General features: G+C 66.8%; 19 protein-coding genes. 10 read left to right on the top strand and 9 right to left on the bottom strand.

Features of this window, described 5'->3' with window-relative positions:
* Positions 1–9 precede the first annotated feature (9 nt).
* Both SALPAC6_RS0108745 and SALPAC6_RS0108740 read right to left on the bottom strand, forming a co-directional pair.
* Entirely contained in the window at positions 10–219 is a 210-nt protein-coding gene (locus tag SALPAC6_RS0108745; RefSeq protein ID WP_026189456.1) for a hypothetical protein, read from the bottom strand.
* 256 nt (positions 220–475) lie between these two features.
* Positions 476–796, bottom strand: coding sequence for a hypothetical protein (locus SALPAC6_RS0108740; RefSeq protein ID WP_018253042.1), 321 nt, complete (start codon positions 794–796; stop codon positions 476–478).
* A 169-nt stretch (positions 797–965) separates the two neighbouring features.
* On the opposite strand from SALPAC6_RS0108740, the gene SALPAC6_RS0108735 reads away from it, so the two are divergent.
* The gene (locus SALPAC6_RS0108735) at positions 966–1,715 is read left to right on the top strand and encodes a helix-turn-helix domain-containing protein (protein WP_018253041.1); all 750 of its coding nucleotides are present in this window, start codon (positions 966–968) and stop codon (positions 1,713–1,715) included.
* Positions 1,716–1,730: 15 nt separating this feature from the next.
* The gene (locus SALPAC6_RS0108730; protein WP_026189455.1) at positions 1,731–2,201 is read left to right on the top strand and encodes an NUDIX hydrolase; all 471 of its coding nucleotides are present in this window, start codon (positions 1,731–1,733) and stop codon (positions 2,199–2,201) included.
* Here SALPAC6_RS0108730 and SALPAC6_RS27505 read toward each other — a convergent pair.
* The 7 genes from SALPAC6_RS27505 to SALPAC6_RS0108695 form a co-directional block, all read right to left on the bottom strand.
* Complete coding sequence (locus tag SALPAC6_RS27505; protein WP_080636025.1) at positions 2,189–2,737, bottom strand: HD domain-containing protein; 549 nt, start codon at positions 2,735–2,737, stop codon at positions 2,189–2,191. The genes SALPAC6_RS0108730 and SALPAC6_RS27505 overlap by 13 nt on opposite strands.
* Before the next feature lie 1,602 nt (positions 2,738–4,339).
* Entirely contained in the window at positions 4,340–4,693 is a 354-nt protein-coding gene (locus SALPAC6_RS0108720; RefSeq protein ID WP_223874292.1) for a hypothetical protein, read from the bottom strand.
* A gap of 235 nt (positions 4,694–4,928) precedes the next feature.
* Entirely contained in the window at positions 4,929–5,429 is a 501-nt protein-coding gene (locus tag SALPAC6_RS0108715; protein ID WP_018253037.1) for a hypothetical protein, read from the bottom strand.
* A gap of 147 nt (positions 5,430–5,576) precedes the next feature.
* Complete coding sequence (locus tag SALPAC6_RS0108710) at positions 5,577–6,506, bottom strand: aminoglycoside phosphotransferase family protein (protein ID WP_018253036.1); 930 nt, start codon at positions 6,504–6,506, stop codon at positions 5,577–5,579.
* Positions 6,503–7,771: a hypothetical protein gene (locus tag SALPAC6_RS0108705; protein WP_018253035.1), complete on the bottom strand. Its 1,269-nt coding sequence runs from the start codon at positions 7,769–7,771 to the stop codon at positions 6,503–6,505. Before SALPAC6_RS0108705 ends, SALPAC6_RS0108710 begins: the two co-directional genes overlap by 4 nt.
* 254 nt (positions 7,772–8,025) lie before the next feature.
* Positions 8,026–8,223, bottom strand: coding sequence for a DUF397 domain-containing protein (locus SALPAC6_RS0108700; protein WP_018253034.1), 198 nt, complete (start codon positions 8,221–8,223; stop codon positions 8,026–8,028).
* Entirely contained in the window at positions 8,223–9,104 is an 882-nt protein-coding gene (locus tag SALPAC6_RS0108695; RefSeq protein ID WP_018253033.1) for a helix-turn-helix domain-containing protein, read from the bottom strand. The genes SALPAC6_RS0108700 and SALPAC6_RS0108695 overlap by 1 nt, the downstream gene beginning before the upstream one ends.
* A 627-nt stretch (positions 9,105–9,731) precedes the next feature.
* Here SALPAC6_RS0108695 and SALPAC6_RS0108690 point away from each other — a divergent pair.
* From SALPAC6_RS0108690 to SALPAC6_RS0108655, 8 genes are read left to right on the top strand one after another with little or no spacing between them, the layout of a single operon-like run.
* Positions 9,732–10,370, top strand: coding sequence for a GOLPH3/VPS74 family protein (locus SALPAC6_RS0108690; protein ID WP_080636149.1), 639 nt, complete (start codon positions 9,732–9,734; stop codon positions 10,368–10,370).
* 15 nt (positions 10,371–10,385) lie between these two features.
* Positions 10,386–11,915, top strand: a complete 1,530-nt coding sequence (locus tag SALPAC6_RS0108685) for an APC family permease (protein WP_018253031.1) — start codon at positions 10,386–10,388, stop codon at positions 11,913–11,915.
* Positions 11,909–12,535: a GNAT family N-acetyltransferase gene (locus SALPAC6_RS0108680; protein ID WP_018253030.1), complete on the top strand. Its 627-nt coding sequence runs from the start codon at positions 11,909–11,911 to the stop codon at positions 12,533–12,535. The genes SALPAC6_RS0108685 and SALPAC6_RS0108680 overlap by 7 nt, the downstream gene beginning before the upstream one ends.
* The gene (locus SALPAC6_RS0108675; protein WP_018253029.1) at positions 12,532–13,569 is read left to right on the top strand and encodes a CgeB family protein; all 1,038 of its coding nucleotides are present in this window, start codon (positions 12,532–12,534) and stop codon (positions 13,567–13,569) included. The genes SALPAC6_RS0108680 and SALPAC6_RS0108675 overlap by 4 nt, the downstream gene beginning before the upstream one ends.
* Before the next feature lie 2 nt (positions 13,570–13,571).
* Entirely contained in the window at positions 13,572–14,597 is a 1,026-nt protein-coding gene (locus SALPAC6_RS0108670; protein WP_018253028.1) for a thymidylate synthase, read from the top strand.
* Entirely contained in the window at positions 14,531–15,112 is a 582-nt protein-coding gene (locus SALPAC6_RS0108665; protein ID WP_018253027.1) for a nucleoside-diphosphate kinase, read from the top strand. The genes SALPAC6_RS0108670 and SALPAC6_RS0108665 overlap by 67 nt, the downstream gene beginning before the upstream one ends.
* Positions 15,109–16,356: a hypothetical protein gene (locus SALPAC6_RS0108660; protein WP_018253026.1), complete on the top strand. Its 1,248-nt coding sequence runs from the start codon at positions 15,109–15,111 to the stop codon at positions 16,354–16,356. Before SALPAC6_RS0108665 ends, SALPAC6_RS0108660 begins: the two co-directional genes overlap by 4 nt.
* Positions 16,343–17,020: a 3'-5' exonuclease gene (locus SALPAC6_RS0108655; RefSeq protein WP_018253025.1), complete on the top strand. Its 678-nt coding sequence runs from the start codon at positions 16,343–16,345 to the stop codon at positions 17,018–17,020. Before SALPAC6_RS0108660 ends, SALPAC6_RS0108655 begins: the two co-directional genes overlap by 14 nt.
* The last annotated feature ends 50 nt before the right edge of the window (positions 17,021–17,070 follow it).

The raw sequence follows: 17,070 nt of genomic DNA, 5'->3' as shown, positions 1-17,070 counted from the left end.
CCAGGTAGATCAGTTTTTGCCGCCGCTAGAGGCAGGCGGGTCGGCGAACAGGGAGAAGCCGAGAACGAAAGCATTGACGTAGCCCTTGCTGCGCAATTCGTTCGTGATGCGAGTGACGTCCGCCATCGAGCAGATCTGCCACTTAATGGTCAGCTCAGTGTTAGCGAAAAGCGCTCCCGTGGGGATTTCGTAGCTAAACGAGATCATGTAACGGAACATGGTGTTCCTCCTCATGACAGCGACCAACAGGCCGCAGATGAAATAAGGGAAGAACCGGCACCAAGGCCGGCATGACACGAAGGGCCACACCGGCCCCGTGCAACAGAAGTCGACAACCATGGGGTTGCCAGGGCCGGGAGCGTAGGAGCCAGAAGCGCTCCCGGACCAGGATGGGATCAGAACAGCGGACCGTAGGCCGCTTTACGCGCAGCGCGCGTCAGACACCAGAAGCTCACGCAGCACAGATGAGCAGAACCTACTTACCCGCCGAACTACCAGCCTTCGGCTTCAACGACACGGCACGGAACGCAACACCGTTACGCCCGTTGGTCGCCCACGGAATAGCCTCCAACTGCTCGACAGCAACAAGCACCCCCACCGACACACTCGGCTTCTCACCCGCCGTGGTGACAGTGATGATCTCGCCGCCAGTCTCGTCGAGAACAAAGACCTGGGTCGACCACATGAGCCGGCCAGTTCCCTTCTCCGACCGCTGATTGCCGTTCTGGTCGTTCTTCGGCTCCGGGTCCCTCGTCACCTGAACCTGCTTGCTCGCGGTGTCCACGTACAACTTCATGTGATGCCTCCGAAGGTCACTTAGCGCGTCCCCTGTGGACGACTGCTTTCCCGTGTCATCAGCATGCATCTCTCGGTGGTGACGACTTCACCACGAGGTATGGACGACTAGGGACGTCCTTGTTAAGGTAAGTCGTCCCTTCGTCGTTCTTGGACTACCAGGAGGAGCGATGCACAACCACCGGCTCCGTGATGCCATCTTCAAACAAGGTATGACTGCTTACGCCATCGCGGAGAAGTTGGAGGTTGATCCGAAGACGGTAGAGCGCTGGATCACTCAAGGCAGGAATCCGTATCCTCGCTACCGGAACGCCATCGCTGCCTTATTGGGGGAGAGTGAGACCTATCTCTGGCCTGAGGCAGCGTCACTCCATCAAAAGAACCAGGTAGCTCAGTCAGAGGTGGTACACATCTACCCCCGGCGTGGGGCGGTACCAGCCGACCTTTGGCAACGGCTGCTAGATAAGGCCAACCATCAAATCGGCGTGCTCGTGTATGCCGGGTTGTTCCTGCCGGAGCAGAACCCTCAGTGGGTTTCCACACTAATCAGCAAGGCATCAGAAGGAGCGCAGGTTCAAATTCTGCTCGGCAACCCGGAGGGGCGGCACGTCGCCGAACGTGGTGCCGACGAACGAATCGGGTCTGCAATGGCCAGTAAGGTTTACAATGTGCTTGCCTTCTACGAAGAACTTCGCGGGCACGAAAACGTCGATATTAACTACCACGATACGACGCTCTACAACTCCATATACAGGTTCGATGACGAAATGCTTGTGAATACTCACCTGTTCGGCACGCCGGCCGCCTATGCGCCGGTGCTTCACCTCCGCCGGCTGTCCGGAGGCGACATCTTCGACAACTATGTGGCGAGTTTCAACCAGGTACTCGCCAAATCCGACGCCATTTGGCCAGAGGACTGACGAGAGGCTAGCCCCATGGCACGAATCGAACATCTCAACAATCCAGACGCACCCAAAGCCAACAGCATTGTTGTTGCCGTAACCGCATTCGTACTGGACGACCAGAATAGTGTGTTGCTTATCCAGCGCACTGACAACGGGCTCTGGGCGCTTCCCGGCGGAGCACAGGACTTCGGCGAGTATATTGCGGAGGCAGCCGTGCGCGAGACGCGTGAAGAGTCCGGAATAGCCATTAAGGTTACCGGCGTCGTTGGCATCTACACCAACCCGAACCACGTGGTCGAGTACAGTGACGGCGAAGTTCGGCAGCAGTTTTCGATCTGCTTCCGGGGTGAGTACGTAGCGGGTAAGCCGAGGACCAGCGACGAGTCCTCGTCGGTTCGGTGGGTACCCCAGGCCGAGCTGGACGACATCCAGATCCACTCATCCATGCGATTGAGAATCGACCACGGGTACCAGCAGCGTTCGGAGCCCTACATCGGTTGAACCGCCACTCGGTCTTCCGCACGACGAACCGCAGCAAGCAGGTCCGACTCCGCGCGGCACCAAAACCTGGTGACCACATCGTCCGGGCCATACCGGCTCCGGATCTCGGCAAGACGTTCAGCGGCGGTCAGGTCCTGGCCATCGGGTCCGGTTGTCATGTCCACGAACCACAACGCATCAGCTACCGGCGAGTGCTCCTGCTCGAATTCGCCCAACAGAAGGTCAGCAAGACCGCGTTCCTCGGCCTCGTAGCAGGCACAGGAGTGATGAGCGACCAAGCCGGCGAGGCGGGCGTCGAAGCCCTGACGTACGAGCCACCTCGCACCGTCGAGTGCATGAAGCCCGGTGTCAACGACACCAGGGGCGTAGCCGACGTCATGCAACCAGGCCGCAGCAGCAAGGAGGTCACGATCCCTCGAAGCGACGGACGGCGCGACTTTCTCCGCCTTTCGCGCTACCGCCTGAACGTGCTTCCAACGCCGAGGGAGCGTCGCCGCAAGCTGCTCCTGAGCGGCTGAGGCCGCCTGCTCTACCATCTCACCCACGATTCGAGCTTAAGCCGTCCCTAGATGTCCGACCAGGGACGAACGGCTCGTGCCGCCCGGCTGCCGGCGATGTGGTTCAAAGTTTCTGTACGTCTTCAAGGCGGCCCTTGACGGGCCGCACGCGCCGCCGCCTGGGCGCGTGCCAGCCGCTGCCGCTGTCGCTCTGCGGCCGTCCCGCCTGATGCCCGACGGCTGGCGCGGAGAGCGGGGAGCCCGGGGCCGCCGCAGACGGGAAGGGCTCGGGAAGTGGTGGGGGGTTCGTCGCCGGCAGCCGGCCGCGCCGCGCCGGAGCGACGCGGCGCAGGGCAGGGCACGCCGGGTCCGCGCGGGCGGGTCGCGGCGACGGTCCGGTCGCGGCTACTGCGCCTCCGGCGGGGGCGCTCCGGCTCCGGGATGGCCGGGGCTCCGTGGGCGGGTCGCGGTCCGTGGGTGGTTGCGCGGGCCATCCCGCCAGCCGACGACCCGGGCGAGCCGAGCAGACCACCACCCGACCCGCCAGCGTCCGACCGTGCGTCACGGCCGTCTTGACATGGCGGGCCGGGCGGCGGCCCGCTCCCCAGGGGGCGGGTCGACGGCAGACGGGATGGCAACAACCACATCGGCGGGTGTGGTGGCCACTTACAGTTTGTAACTGAACCTTCGTTATTGTTCGGCGTTCGGCGGGGTCATTCTCATCCGGAAAGACACGGGGTGTGATCCAAATCACCACCGCCCTAGCCATGTTGCGTGGCCCATGGAACTTCCACGCGCGTCCTGATGGGATTGGCCGTTGGTTGTTGGTCAAATTTGGGCAAACGCCTCAATCTGATTGCTAAATGCAACTTGCATTGCGCATTGAAAACGCACACTAGGTCCGTCCAATTCCGCTACGAACCACTCGAAAACGGTCACAGCTTGCCGCGCGGTTAGATGGTCATTTCGGAAAAATAGGTGAGTGACCCTCATGCGTCTGAGTCGTTTGTGAATGGGCGGGCAACCGCACGCATGGGGAAGGGCGGCACCTGGGACCCACAAAGCCACCGGCGCCGCCCCCAACCTGCATCAACACCTATTAGGAACGCAGGTCTAATGAATGTAACGAAAGTGAGACGTAAGAGGGATCGGGCCAATCGACGGAAGCGCGGTCGAAAGGGCTGGTCTGTTGCTGAGTGGGCCACCCTGCTTAGCGCACTCGCGGCTTGTCTGTCAGCTGTGGCTGCCTTTGCCTCGTGGGTCTCAAGCACGCTGAGTAACTAGCTCGTTCGGATGACGTGGAGGGTCGCAGCTTGACCCTCCGCGCTCTCCCGCGAGTTCGAACGCTTCTTCAGGGCCAACACGGACTCCCTACGGGACATGGGTGCTGAGGCAGGGAACGATACCGTCCGAGCTAGCCACGTACCTGACCGTTGGTAGCTGGCTGGGAGATCGGGCCATCGGCTAACGGCGCACGTCGTAATGGTCGCCGTGCCCGAGGCGTGCCCGATGCAGCGGTTAACACCGGCCAACAGCGGCACGTGGCACGGCTTCAACCTCAGCGATCGATCTTGCCCGACCAGCGAAACGGCTGCCCAGCGCATAGACCAACCCGCCCGCCAGGTCGACGCAAGACACCTTTCAAACTGAGGGTGCCCGCCCGGTCGGTTGGCGCTCCTCTAGGTAGCGGCGAGCAAGCCGTCTGATGATGGCTCCGCCGTCGGCGGCGGGCAGGTAGCTGGCTTCTTGATGTGACTCGCTGTCTTCCCACTTGGGGATGTCTGCCGGGTCGTCGCCGCCGATGCCCAACGACACGTCACTATGCCGGGCGCGGAAGTAGAACCGCTCGCCGTTAGGCAGCGACCCCGCTACCTGCACTGGAGCCGCCGAACAGGTCACCTGCGCCTCCCAGCCCTCGGTCCGCAGAGTGGCGGCGAGCTGGAGCCAGGACGCTACGTGCTGCGGGTGCCACCGCCGCTGTTGAGCCTCATCCATGAGGTCATGGTCCTGGACCGACCACGAACTCCGCATAAGGGGTGGGTGACTAACCGAGTGACGACCGCGACGGACACCTACAGACTGCGGGGGACAGTGTAGGACTGTCTTTGCAGCTCAGCGTTCGTCTCATCCCAGCTCACGAGGCGGCGTCGGTTGCCTGGGGGTCAAGGGGTCGTCGGTTCGAATCCGGCCGTCCCGACAGAAATGAAGCCCTGACCAGTGGATATGCTGGTCAGGGCTTCGACTTTCTTCGATTAGATTGTGAACCGTCCCCCGGGAACCCCCCGTCGTGTTCGCAGACCTCCGGGCAGTCCCGCTCCGGTTTCCGCCGGCTCCGCGGCACCGTGATCTGCCCTTCGATGATGTCTTCGACTTGTTGGGGACAGATCTCTCGCAGCGCCTCGGGGGAGGTCAGTTCGTCGTGCCGACAGGCGATCCGGTGGATGTGCAGTGCTCCGGTGACATGGCTGAACCATTCGGCCGGCCCGGCCGGGTTCTCACCGCGATCGGTGGTGACTACGAAGAGGGCGAGGTTGCCGTCGAAGAGGCCGGGGTCGAAGCGGCGCATCAGCCGGTCGTTGTTGACCGACACCGCGAACATCGTGGTCAGGGCCCGCTCGTTGAGGCCAGCGAGCACCGAGTCGCCGCCGCGCAGCACCTTCGCCACCGCCCCGGCGGTCAGTGGCTCCGGCAGGCCGACCGCGTCCTGGCCAGCGAAGCCATTCGACGCCAAGTGAGGGGTGCTGTTCGTCGTGCTTCGTTCGCTTGATCGACTTGGCCGGGCCGGGTTCTTGCCCTCGATCTTGGCAGTTCTGGAGGCTGGTGACGGAGTGCGCAGTCAGCTTCGTCTTCGCTGCTCCTCGTTCATTGTTCTGCCATGTCACGGTCGGATCTCGCGATTGAGGTCGCCGAACGGGGTCCACCGAGCCTGCTGATCTTGGTTGCGGATGCTGTGTAGCCGGGTGCGGAACTCGCGGGCCATGCCTGGTGCGCTAGCGAGAAGTGGTACGGCGGCGCAGACCATTTTGAGTTCACGTGCTTCCCGCAGGGTGGGCCAGTCGGGGTCTTGGGTCACGTCGTAGCCGTAGGCGTGGGCCAGGCGGCGATGGGCGCCGTGTCGGCCGAAGCGGGTCTCGCCGACGGGCACGGCGACGAGATCGACCTGCCAGGGGCCTGCGCAGGTGGGGTCGAAGTCGCCGATGAGGACATCGCCATCCGGGGTGCGGAGGAGGTTGCCCACGTGGGCGTCGCCGTGGACGAGGTGGTTCTTTGACTGGTTGTTGAGTGTCGCGATTCGCGGGGTGAGGCGATCGCACCAGGCCATGAGGTAGTCGGCCTCGTCGTCACGTAGTGCCTCCGCGTCGGCTATTCGGCGTTGTGCATCTGCTACTGGGTTCCAGGTTGGTAGGGAGAATGGCGGTGTGCCGAGACGGTGGAAATGGTGCAGGAGGTGGCCGAGGTCTTCGACGGTTGGTGCTGGTTCGGTGGGCGGGACGTATTCCCAGATGGTGGCGAGGAGGCCATCGACGGGGACGGGCTGGTCAACCTGCGTGGCGAGCCGGGTGGTGGGTGCGTTGCGTTCGGCGAACCAGGTGGCGAGCCGGGCGACTTTGTGGACACGGTGGTACAGGGTGGTGGAGCGGGTGATGCGTACGACGATTGCGGCGGTGGGTAGCGCGAAGACCGCGTTGTTGGTCAGGCGGAGTAGCTGGGCGTCGTGGCTGGGGACGTCGAGCTGGTCGGCAATCCGGCGCATGGCCTCGGTCATGGCCGCTTCGGTGTACCGGCCGCCGCTGTCGGTGGCGGTCATGCGGCCGGGCCGATCGTGGACAGGGTACGGCTGAACTCGGCTACCTGCGGGTCGGTTGCGTACCGGTGCATGTCGCGGCGGAGGTTGCGGATGCGGTCGTGTACCCGTTGGGAGGTCAACTGGTTGGCGTGCTGGGTAGCCCGGGTGCCGATGGTGACGGCTTCCTGTGGTTCTCCGGCGAGGAAGAGGCTGCTACACAGTCCGACTTCGTTGAGTACCGTGCTGCGTACATTTTGGGGGCCGAATGCGGCGATGGCCTCGGAGACCCACCGTACAGCGGCATTGCCGTGTCGTTCGTTTGCTCGGGCGAGGTCGCGGTGGACGCGCCCGTACTGGGCGAGCAGCTCGCCGCGGTCGTAGAAGCGCATCCACTCCGGTTCGCGGTCCGGGTCGATGCGGTCGAAGGCGTCGGTGGCGGCGCCGAGCGCGGTCAGGGCCTCTTGCCGGTCACCTCTGGCCGCGAGGGAGGCTGCCTCGGCGCCGTGCAGCATGGCGTTGATCGCCGGGGTGGCGCGGCCGGCGAGGTGGTCGTGGGCCAGTCGCAGCGTGTCCAGGGCGTCGCCGTTGTGGTGTAGGTGCTGAAACTGTCGGGCCTGGCAGTAGCGCACCCGGGCGGCCAGTCGCAGGTCGCTTGCGGCAACGGCGGTGCGTTCGGCCGAGAGCCAGTGGCGTTGGGCGTCGGAGTGGTGTCCGGTGTCGAACGCGGCCCAACCAGCGAGCTGGCGGGCGTTGGCGATGGCGGCCAGTAGGGCGGGCTTGACCGCGTCGTTGCAGGGCCGGTTGGCCAGCGACGACGCCGCCTCGGCGAACCGACCCGCCTCCACGCGCAGCACGCCGCCGCCAGACTCGTAGTCCATCGATCGGTACAGCGCCACGACGGCGTTGAGGCGGGCCACGTCCGAGCCGCCGATACGAGCGTTTCTGTCGCCACGCGGCCCGCGACCGAACAGGCCGAGGGCAGCGACCAGGCCGGCAACTCCGCCGAGCAGCGCACGCCTACCCCCGTCAGCCGTCTGCAGCCGGTCGACCTCGATCTGCGCGTCATTGACGGCCTCGTGCGGTTCACCGCGGACGACGTAGAAGCCGAGGGCGGCGTCGCTGACCGCTCCGAGCACGGCGCGGAAGGCTTCGCGTCGGGAGTCGCGGGGCCAGCGGTGTTCGCCCCGTTCGAGCTTGCCGATGTAGTTGGCGTCAATGTCGGCCTCGTTGTACCCCTTGCCGGCGAGGTAGCGGTTGACCGCGTCGGCGATTTCCTGGCGGGACATCCGCCTTCCTGATCCGGACGGCGACCCGAGGCGGCGGCGTGCGTCGCTGAGTAGCTCGTTGGGCGGACCTGTGTGGCGTCGCCGTGTCATCCCCAACCGTCCTCGCCTCGGCTCGCTGCCCCATCGATCGCCAAGCCGACATGTTCGGTCAGCCCCGACATGCCGGCCAGCGTCAGCATCCCACCGTGACCAATGCCGTTCAAGGCGTTGCGGCCACGGCAAACGGCGACCGAGAACGTACCTGCTGGACGTTGTCAGAGATCGAACTTGCCAACACGGACGCCTCCGGTGAACCCCGCCCACTCCGTCGGGGTGAACTCGAGGATCGGCCCGATCGGGTTCTTCGAGTCGCGCACGCCAACCACACCGTTATCGGCGACGGCGACCTCGACGCAGTTGTCCGCGCTACCGCTGCGGGTGGATTTGCGCCAGTTGGTGAAGCGGTAGGACATCAGATGGCTCCTTGGTGTTCGGGTAGCTCCTCGGCCACGGCGGCGAGGAAGTCGATCGTCTGCTCCGGCGTCAATGCCGCCGCTCGGAGGCGGTCGTACAGGGTCAAGTAGTGGCCCACATCGACGGCGTCGGTCAGGACAAGGTCCGAGGTGATGGTATCGACGGAAACGACGATCGGGTCGGCGGAATCCGGGTAGCGGTAAATGGAGAACGCCGAGCGTGGGACGATATGACCGGCGATCGACGCGGCGATCGGCAGAACCCGAATGGTGACCCGCTCCTGCGTCCGTCCGAGGTCGGCCAGATGCCGGAGTTGCTGCCCGACGACGGCCACAGGCGCGGCGAACCTCCGGATGGCCAATTCGTCAACGACCACCTCGTAGACGGGGCCACCAGAGCGCTCCAGGAGTCGTTGCCGCGTGATGCGCGCCTCCAGGGCGCGGGTGGGCTCGACTCCTTCGGTGTGGGCGGACGGGTCGGCGTGGATGCGAGCCTGGCTGAACGTGGGGGTTTGTAGCAGCCCCGGCAGCAAGGTCATCTGGTACTCGAAGATTCGCTGTGCGCCCGACTCAAGGCTGGCCGCGAGCGCCTGTCGAGGACCCATCTGATCGGCGTGGCGTTCCCACCAGCCGCGTTCCTGGGCTTCGCGCGCGATCGTCATGATCTGCGCCCACCGCTTCTCCCCAACGTTGAACACCGTGAGGATCCGCATGATCAGGTCGGGGTCGGGTCGGACGTGGCCGTTCTCGATCCGGCTGATGGTTTGCCGCTTCACCCCGACCGCACTGGCAAGCCGATCAGCGGAAAACCCGTACTCGTCGCGCAGCCGCAGGATCTCCATGGCGAGCCGACGCCGCCGCACAAAGGGGCTGACCATCATCACGTCCTCCAGCGGTAACGGCCACGCAGCTAACCGACCGTCTCCGTGGACTGTCAGCGTGCCAAGAGCGTAACCCCGCATCCGCCGATGTTGATCATTAGCCGATCAGTGTGAACCCGTAGAACCCCAGGTCAAGGCCCGGTCGCCCAGTAAGTCTCCCCCTAAGTCTCCCCATAGAACAGGGTTCCGGCCCGGCGGACGGTCCGTGATCGTGGACTCACGGCACGCGATGCATCGATGGCATGCGGCAGTCCGCGCCGGCTGATTTTCATCGATGAAGGCATCCAGATCAGCGAACGGCACGAGAGGTCAGGCAGGGGGAGGCGAGCGATGCAGGCACCGCACCCGTTGGCGGCGCAGGCGACGCCCGGACCTGCGCAGCCGCCCCGCGCCCCGCGCGGTGCAATGGGTGTGCCGTACCCGGATCCCCGGTCCGCCGCTGCTGTCCCCCGACCGGCGGCGGGCCGGGCGCCAGCGCCGCTACAGTCCCGGGCCACCGTCCCGGCTGTGGCCCGGCACGCCACCCCCGAACCGCGCGGACGCCCGGTAACTGCGTCGCCCCCGCCACCCGCGCACCCAGACTCACTTGTGCAGTCAACGGCGCCGCCTCGCACTCGATGGCCGCTCCTGGCTGATGACCTCTTTCGGTTGGCGCACCACGACACGACAGGCCGTCCGCTACTGCATGCTTCGGTGGCGGGACTCGGGTTGGCAGCGGCGCTGCTGGCCGAGCTGGCCTTCACCGACGCCATCGTGATCGAGAACGGTCAGGTTCGTGTCGTCAGCCGTACGGCGCCGCCTGACGTGCTGGCGCACACGGTGCTGGGCCAGCTTGCTGGTGAGGTGGCCGGGCACACGGTGCGGACGTGGCTGGCGTTCTTGTCGCAGACCTCCCACGAGCAGGTGGCATTACGGCTGTTGCGGTTGGGGCATGTCCGAGTCGAGACGGCCCGGCGCCTGCTGACCAGATCCACAACCTATGTCCCCACCGAGTCGCATGTTGCGGCGTGGCCGTGGGCTCGACTGTCCACTCGGCTACGTCAGGGCAAGTCGCTGGATCGTTTCGACACCGTCCTCGCCGGTTTGATGGTCGCTACTGACCTGCATCGGCGTGTGCTCGATGGTGCCCCGGGGCATGTCTTTGCCGGGCTTCGCCAGATGGTCGCCGTCGCGCCGCCGTCGCTGCGTCTGCTGCTGTCTCACACCGAGGCTGCTGTCGGCGATGCCGTGCTCACCGGCCACAAAACCCCTTCCCAACACATGTGAGGAGCTGTTCGTACCATGTCTGTTCCTGGTCCCCGGATCCCGGCGAGTGATGTCTCGGCCACGTTGGCCCGTGCCCGTCTCGGTGTGTGGCCGGTGGTGTTCATCGTGATGGCTGCCGCTGCTCCGTTGACCGTGGTAGCCGGTGGTGCGACCACCGGCTACGCCGTCACCGGGGTAACTGGTATCCCGGTCGCCTACCTGGCGGTGGCGGTGGCTCTGGGGTTGTTCTCGGTGGGTTACGTGGCCATGTCTCGTCGGGTGGTCAATTCCGGGGCGTTCTACAGCTACGTGTCCCGTGGTTTGGGCAGGGTGCCTGGTGTCGGGGCGTCGTTCGTCGCGGTGGTGGCCTACGCCACGATGCAGATCGGCCTGTATGGCGGGTTCGGTGCCGTTCTCGCCGGACGGCTTCAGGACTGGCTGGGCTGGCCGGTGCCGTGGGTGGTGTGCGCGTTTGCCGCGTGGGCCGTGATCGCGGTCCTCGGGGTGCGGCGCATCGACTTCAATGGCCGCGTCTTGGCGGTGGTCCTGCTGGTCGAGATCGCCGCCGCGGCCCTGTTCGCCGTGGTGCACCTTACCCACCCCGCCGACGGCAGGGTCACTATCGACACCCTCGTGCCGTCCCACCTCATCGGCGCCGGGATCGGTGCGGCCCTGGTGACGGCCGTGGCCGGGTTCGTCGGGTTCGAAGGCACCGCCGTGTTCAGTGAGGAGTCCAAGGACCCGCAGCGCACCGTCGCCAAGGCCACCTACCGGGCTGTTGCCATCATCGGCCTGCTCTACGCCTTCTGCGCGTGGGCGATGTCCGTGGCCACCGGGCCGGAACACATTGTCGAGGCGGCGAGGGCCGACGGCACCGATCTGATCTTCACCCTGGCCGCCCCGTATGTCGGCTCCTTCGTAGTCGGGCTCGGACAGGCGTTGTTCGTGACGAGTCTGTTCGCCGCGCTGCTGGCGTTTCACCACACGGTGGCCCGGTACCTGTTCGCTCTCGGCCGGGAGCGAGTCCTGCCTGCGGTGTTGGGTCGGACCAGTATCCGCACCCGCGCCCCGAAGGTCGGTTCACTCGTGCAGTCCACGCTGGCCGCATCAGTGCTCGTCGTGTACGCGGTGGCGGGCTGGGATCCGATCGTGCATCTGTTCTTCTGGCTCACCGTCGTAGGGGGCCTCGGTGTGTTGATCCTGATGACCGCGACGTCGATCGCGGTCATCGCGTACTTCGCCCGACCGGCGAACCACGACAGCATCAGCGGGTGGCGGCGGGTGATCGCCCCCGCACTCGCGGCGACAGCGCTGCTGTGGATCCTCGTAGCCACCATCGGCCAATTCCACACCCTGCTCGGCGTCGAGCCTGGCGACCCACTGCGGTGGATCTTCCCCAGCGCCTACGTCGCCGCCGCTGTGCTCGGCATGCTGTGGGCGCTGCTGCTGCGTACCGCCAAGCCGGACGTGTATACGGGCATCGGGCGCGGTGCGAACAGCGTCACCACCGAGCCCGCTGCCCCGTCCGGCCAGCCGGATCCAGCGTCGGCCGCGAGCGGGTGGTGACGACCGTGGACGCGTTCGCTCCGACGATTCGCCGCGCCACCCCGGCCGAGACCGACACCGTGGCCGCCGTGCTCACCGAGGCGTTCCTGCACGGCGAACTCGGCCCCTGGCTGGTCCCCAGAGTCGACACCCGCGAGAAGGTGTACTGGCCGTACTTCCTGCTCCTCGCCGAGAGTGCGCAAGCCGCCGGTTGGATCGATGTCACCGACGACCTCGCCGCCGTCGCCCTCTGGTATTCGATTGGTGACCGATTCGACGTCGAGATCCCGAACTACACCACGCGCCTCGCGCTGGCGTGCGGCCAGCACCTGCACCGGTTCCTCGCCCTCGACCGGATCATGCACCAACACCACCCCACCGACGCGCCGCATCACTACCTCGCCCACCTCGGTGTGCACCCGGACCGGCAACGTCAGGGGCTCGGCAGCGCCCTGCTGGAGCACCACCACAACCGCCTCGACGCCGATGGCATCCCCGGATACCTGGAGGCCACCAGCAGCCGTCACGGCGCCCTGTACCGCCGGCATGGCTATCTGCCCCGCCTGGGATACCGGCTGCCGAAGGGGCCGGAGCTGTACCCGATGTGGCGGCACCCGCGCTCGACCGAGGAGGCGGAATGAGGATCGGGTACAGCTGTTGGGGGTTCCTCGGCCCTGGGGTGGTGGACACGCCGGACGGGTCGCGGGCGTACCGCCGGCCGCTGATCGATGGGCTAGCCGCCGCCGGTCACGAGGTGGTGCTCGTCCAGCGCAACCGGGACCTGGCCGAGGCAGGTCTGGACCTGTGCGGCCAGTACACGTTCGGCGGGCTGCCCGACCTCGACGTGTTGATGGTGGAGTGGCGCTGGCCGCTGCCGGGCCGCAACACCACCCCGTGCGGCACCCCCGGACACACCTGCGATCTGCACCGGCAGGCCGAGCTGCTGGAGTACTACACCCGCGCGTGCGGCACCCCGACGGTGATCTGGGACCTCGACCGGCAGCTCTCCGCCGACGACCCCGTCAGGGGGCTTCCGAACGTGGCGGTGTGCGAGTTCGCCCTGAACCCGACCCCGGACGCTACGACGCTGCTGTGCCCGGTGCCGGACGCTGCGCTGGACGTCGCCAACCCTGCCGCGCTGGTGGGTCGGCCTCGGCCGGTGTCGCTGGTATACGTCGGCAACCAGTACGACCGTGACGACGCCTTCGACCGCTACTTTGCCCCGGCCGCGCGGCAGGTCGGGCACCGGGTGGCCGGTAAGTGGCCGCGCACCGAGCGGTGGCCGCACGTCACCTTCACCGGCAGATGCCCGTTCGACGAGGTCGAGGCCATCCATCGGCAGGCCCTCGCGACGGTGCTGCTACTGCCCGAGCGCTACAACGCGGTCGGGCACATGACGTCCCGACTGTTCGAGGCCCTGCTCGCCGGCTGCTTACCCCTGCTACCAGCCGAGTTCGTCGGCGGGGAGGCATTCGTACCGCCGGTGCTGCGCGTCGCCGACGGGGCGGACGTGGTGCAGCGGGTCGAGCACCTGCAACACATAGCCGGCAGCACCGAGCACGTCGATCTGATCGCGGCCTGTTTGAGCTTCCTCGAGCCGATGCGGTTGTCCCGGCAACTCGCCGTCCTCGACAACGCCTTCACCACCCTGACCAGCCTGAACCCTCGGAGGTAGCCATGGTCTACGGCCCCACCTACGACACCTTCCAGCAGGTGTACCTCGCGATGCTGCGCACCGTCGCCCGCCGCCATCAGTACGAAACGGACGGGCGTGGCAAGAAGGCCCGGGAGATCATCAACAGCAGCTTCACGATCACCGACCCGGTCGACCGCACCCCGTACCTGGCCGCCCGCCGGACCAACATCGTGTTCAACCACGCCGAGGCGCTGTGGTACCTGACCGGCCGCGACGACGTCGGCATGATCGGCTACTACGCGCCGCGGCTGCGCGACCTCGCCATCGAGGGCCGGCTCACCGGCACCGCCTACGGCCCCAGACTGTTCACCGCGACCAGCCCGGACGGGCGCAGCCAGTTCGACCGCGTGGTGTCGCTGCTGCGCGAGGACCCGAACACCAAACGCGCCGCCATGGTCATCATGCGGCCCGACGAGCTGACCGACCCGACCCACCCCGACGTGGCCTGCACCCTCGGCCTGCAGTTCCTGCTCCGCGACGGCGCCCTGCACGCCACCGCCTACATGCGCGGCAACGACGCCGTGATCGGGCTGCTGTGTGACACGTTCTCGTTCACCTTCCTCCAGGAGTACACGGCCCGCCGCCTCGGCGTGCCGGTGGGCACCTACGCCCACCACGTCGGTTCCATGCACATCAACCTGCTCGACCTGGACCGCGTCGACGCCATCCTCACCGAGGCCGCCGGCACGGCCACCAGCCCTAGGTTCCCGGTCCCGTCGATGCCGGCTACCAGCCACGACGACCTCGCCCTGATCATGGCCTGGGAGGAGAGCCTGCGCACCAACACCCGACGCCTCGACCCGGTGCGCCTGGACCACGTCCCGCTGCCGCTGTACTGGCAGCAGGTTCTCGCGCTGTTCGAGGTCTACCGGCAAATCGTCCACAATCCGGACGGCACCGTCGCCCCCGATGCTGTGGCCGCCCTGCACCCCGGGCACCGATGGCTGGTGGCCCGCCGCTGGCCGGACCGGATGCCCGCCACCATCCGCGCCGGGTGGCCGTCATGACCCCTCCGGGCGTGGGCTGGTCGGACTGGACCGTCATCCTCCTCAAACCCGACTGCCTGGCCCGTGGCCTGCGCGAATCAGTCCTTGTCTGGGTCCAACGCGAAGTCCAGGTGGTCGACATCCGCACGGTGTGGCCCACCGAGGCGCAGATCTTCACGCACTACTCCGACATGTTGCCGCTGTCCACACAGCTCGGCCGCGACGTCCCCGCCGAGCTGCGGCGCATCTTCGTCGGCCAACCCACTGGCCTCGCCCTCGCCCGCGGCCCCAACGCCGCACCCCGGCTGCGTGAGCGACTCGGCCCCACCGACCCGACCACCGCACCAGCCGACACCATCCGAGGCCGGTTCGGCATCGACAGCCTGCGTACCGCGATGGCTGAGGGCCGCCTGGTCGACAACCTGATCCACAGTTCCGACACCGTCGAGGTCGTACCCCGCGACTTCGACATCTGGTATGGCCCCAGCGCCGCACACCTGCTCGCCCCTGCGACCCCTTACGGAGGCGCCCGATGACCAGCACCGCCGCACCCACCTTCACGTCCGGACCTCGGCTGCTGCCGATCATGCCCGCCGACCAGCAAGCCGACCTCGACCCGTACATGGCGCAGGTCGTGGGTTACCGCAAGTCCGGACTCAGCCTCAACCACATCATCGGCTGCCCACTGGAGTGCGGCTACTGCGTACGGCACTTCTGGGGCAACTTCGAGGTCAAAGTCCCGCACCTGCTCATGCCCACCGACGAGGCGATCGACCGGCTCGTCGGGCACGAGGCGTTTCGCCCCGACATCACCCCAATCCAACTGTTCAACAAGGCCACCGACCCGTTCCTGCCCGGCGTCAAACCGCACCTGTTCCAGGTGCTTCGTGCCCTCGACGCGAGCGGCTTCACCAACCACGTCCTGCTGATCACCCGGTTCAAGGTCACCGAGGCGGACATGGCCGCGCTGGAGCGGTTGCAGCACCTGCGGGTCACGCTGCTGTTCACCTACTCCGGGATCACCGACACGCGGGTCGAGCCGATCTCCAAGAGCGAGATCACCGTGACGTCGATCCGCACCGCCGCCGCGCACAAGCGCCGTACCGGGGTGGTGTTGTACTGGCGGCCGATCGTGCCCGGCTGGAACGATGCCCCCGACACCATGGCTCACGTCCTCGACGTCGGCCGCGACGCCGACGCGATCGTGTTCACCGGCTACTACCACAAGCCCGAGAACGCCAACTACCTGCGCGGCCTCGGCGTGCCCGTGCCGTTCGGGGAGGACTACCACCGTCGTAAGACCATGCCCGCCGACCTCGACGCCGCCGTGGTCGCTGCCTGGCGTGCCTCCGGCATCGCCACACCGCTGTTCCGCAAGACGAGCTGCGGCGTCGCCTACGCCCACGAGGCGCCCGACTACAACGGCCACTGGGGCGTGCGGGAGCTGTGCGACATCTGCCCCGCCGCCCAGCAGCAGCGCTGCGCCGACGACCACATCCAACCGACGCCGGCCAGCATGGACCGCATCCTCGGCCAGCTTGGCTACCAGACGCAGTACGCCATCGAAGACGGCCACGTATGGACCCACGGCCTCGGCGAGCAGCGCCGCTACGCCATCCAACACGGCCTGCGCTACCAGATCTGGGAACTCGACCAGCCCCACCACCTACACGCCCACGGTCGGTCCCTCACCGGGCACGGCACCGACGCCGCCCAGGTGGAAGCGTTCACGGCGGTGCGCCAGCAGTTCGAGCAGGAGGCGCGGTATGAAGACGACTGACCCCCACACCCGGCAGGACGGACCCGTGACCGGAACCGACGCCCCCTGGCACCAAGCCGACCTCGTCGCCCTAGACCTGGAAGGCAGCGGCGCCCAGGACCGCGACCACGAGGCCATCCTGGAGATCGCGCTCGTCCCGCTTGCCGCCGGCCAGCCGGTCGCCGCCGAGGCGTACGCCACCCTGGTCAATCCAGGCCGCCCCATCCCCGTACGCCCCTGGATCCCGCCTGGACTGAGCAACGATGTACTCAGCCACGCCCGGCCGCTCACCGCGATCGAGCCTGAGCTGGCCGATCGCATTAGCGGCCGGTGGCTCGTCGGGCACAACATCGGCGTCGACTGGCGCCTGCTGCACCGACGGTGCCCCTCGATCGCACCGGCCGGGCTCATCGACACACTGCGCCTCGCCCGCGCCTACCGCATCGACGCTGGCGGGAACAGCCTCACCAGGCTGCTCGAACACCTCGACCTCACCGCCACAGTGACCCGGGCGGTGCCCGACGGCCAGCCACACCGAGCCCTGTGGGATGCCACCGGGGCAGCCATCCTCCTCGGCGGCCTCGTCACCCGCCGGTGGCCCGCCGGTGTCGCTCTAGCCGGCCTGTGCGCAGTGGCCGCCCTACCGGACTTCGCACCGACGCCGGCACCGGACACCTTGTTCTGACCTCAGCTCAATACGTGGATCAGCCGAAACGAACCAACCGTGACGTGGCG

The sequence above is a fragment of the Salinispora mooreana genome, from assembly GCF_000379065.1.
Classification (GTDB): Bacteria; Actinomycetota; Actinomycetes; order Mycobacteriales; family Micromonosporaceae; genus Micromonospora; species Micromonospora mooreana.
The sequence above is the reverse complement of the archived record's forward strand: the minus strand, read 5'-3'. Positions and strand labels throughout refer to the sequence as shown.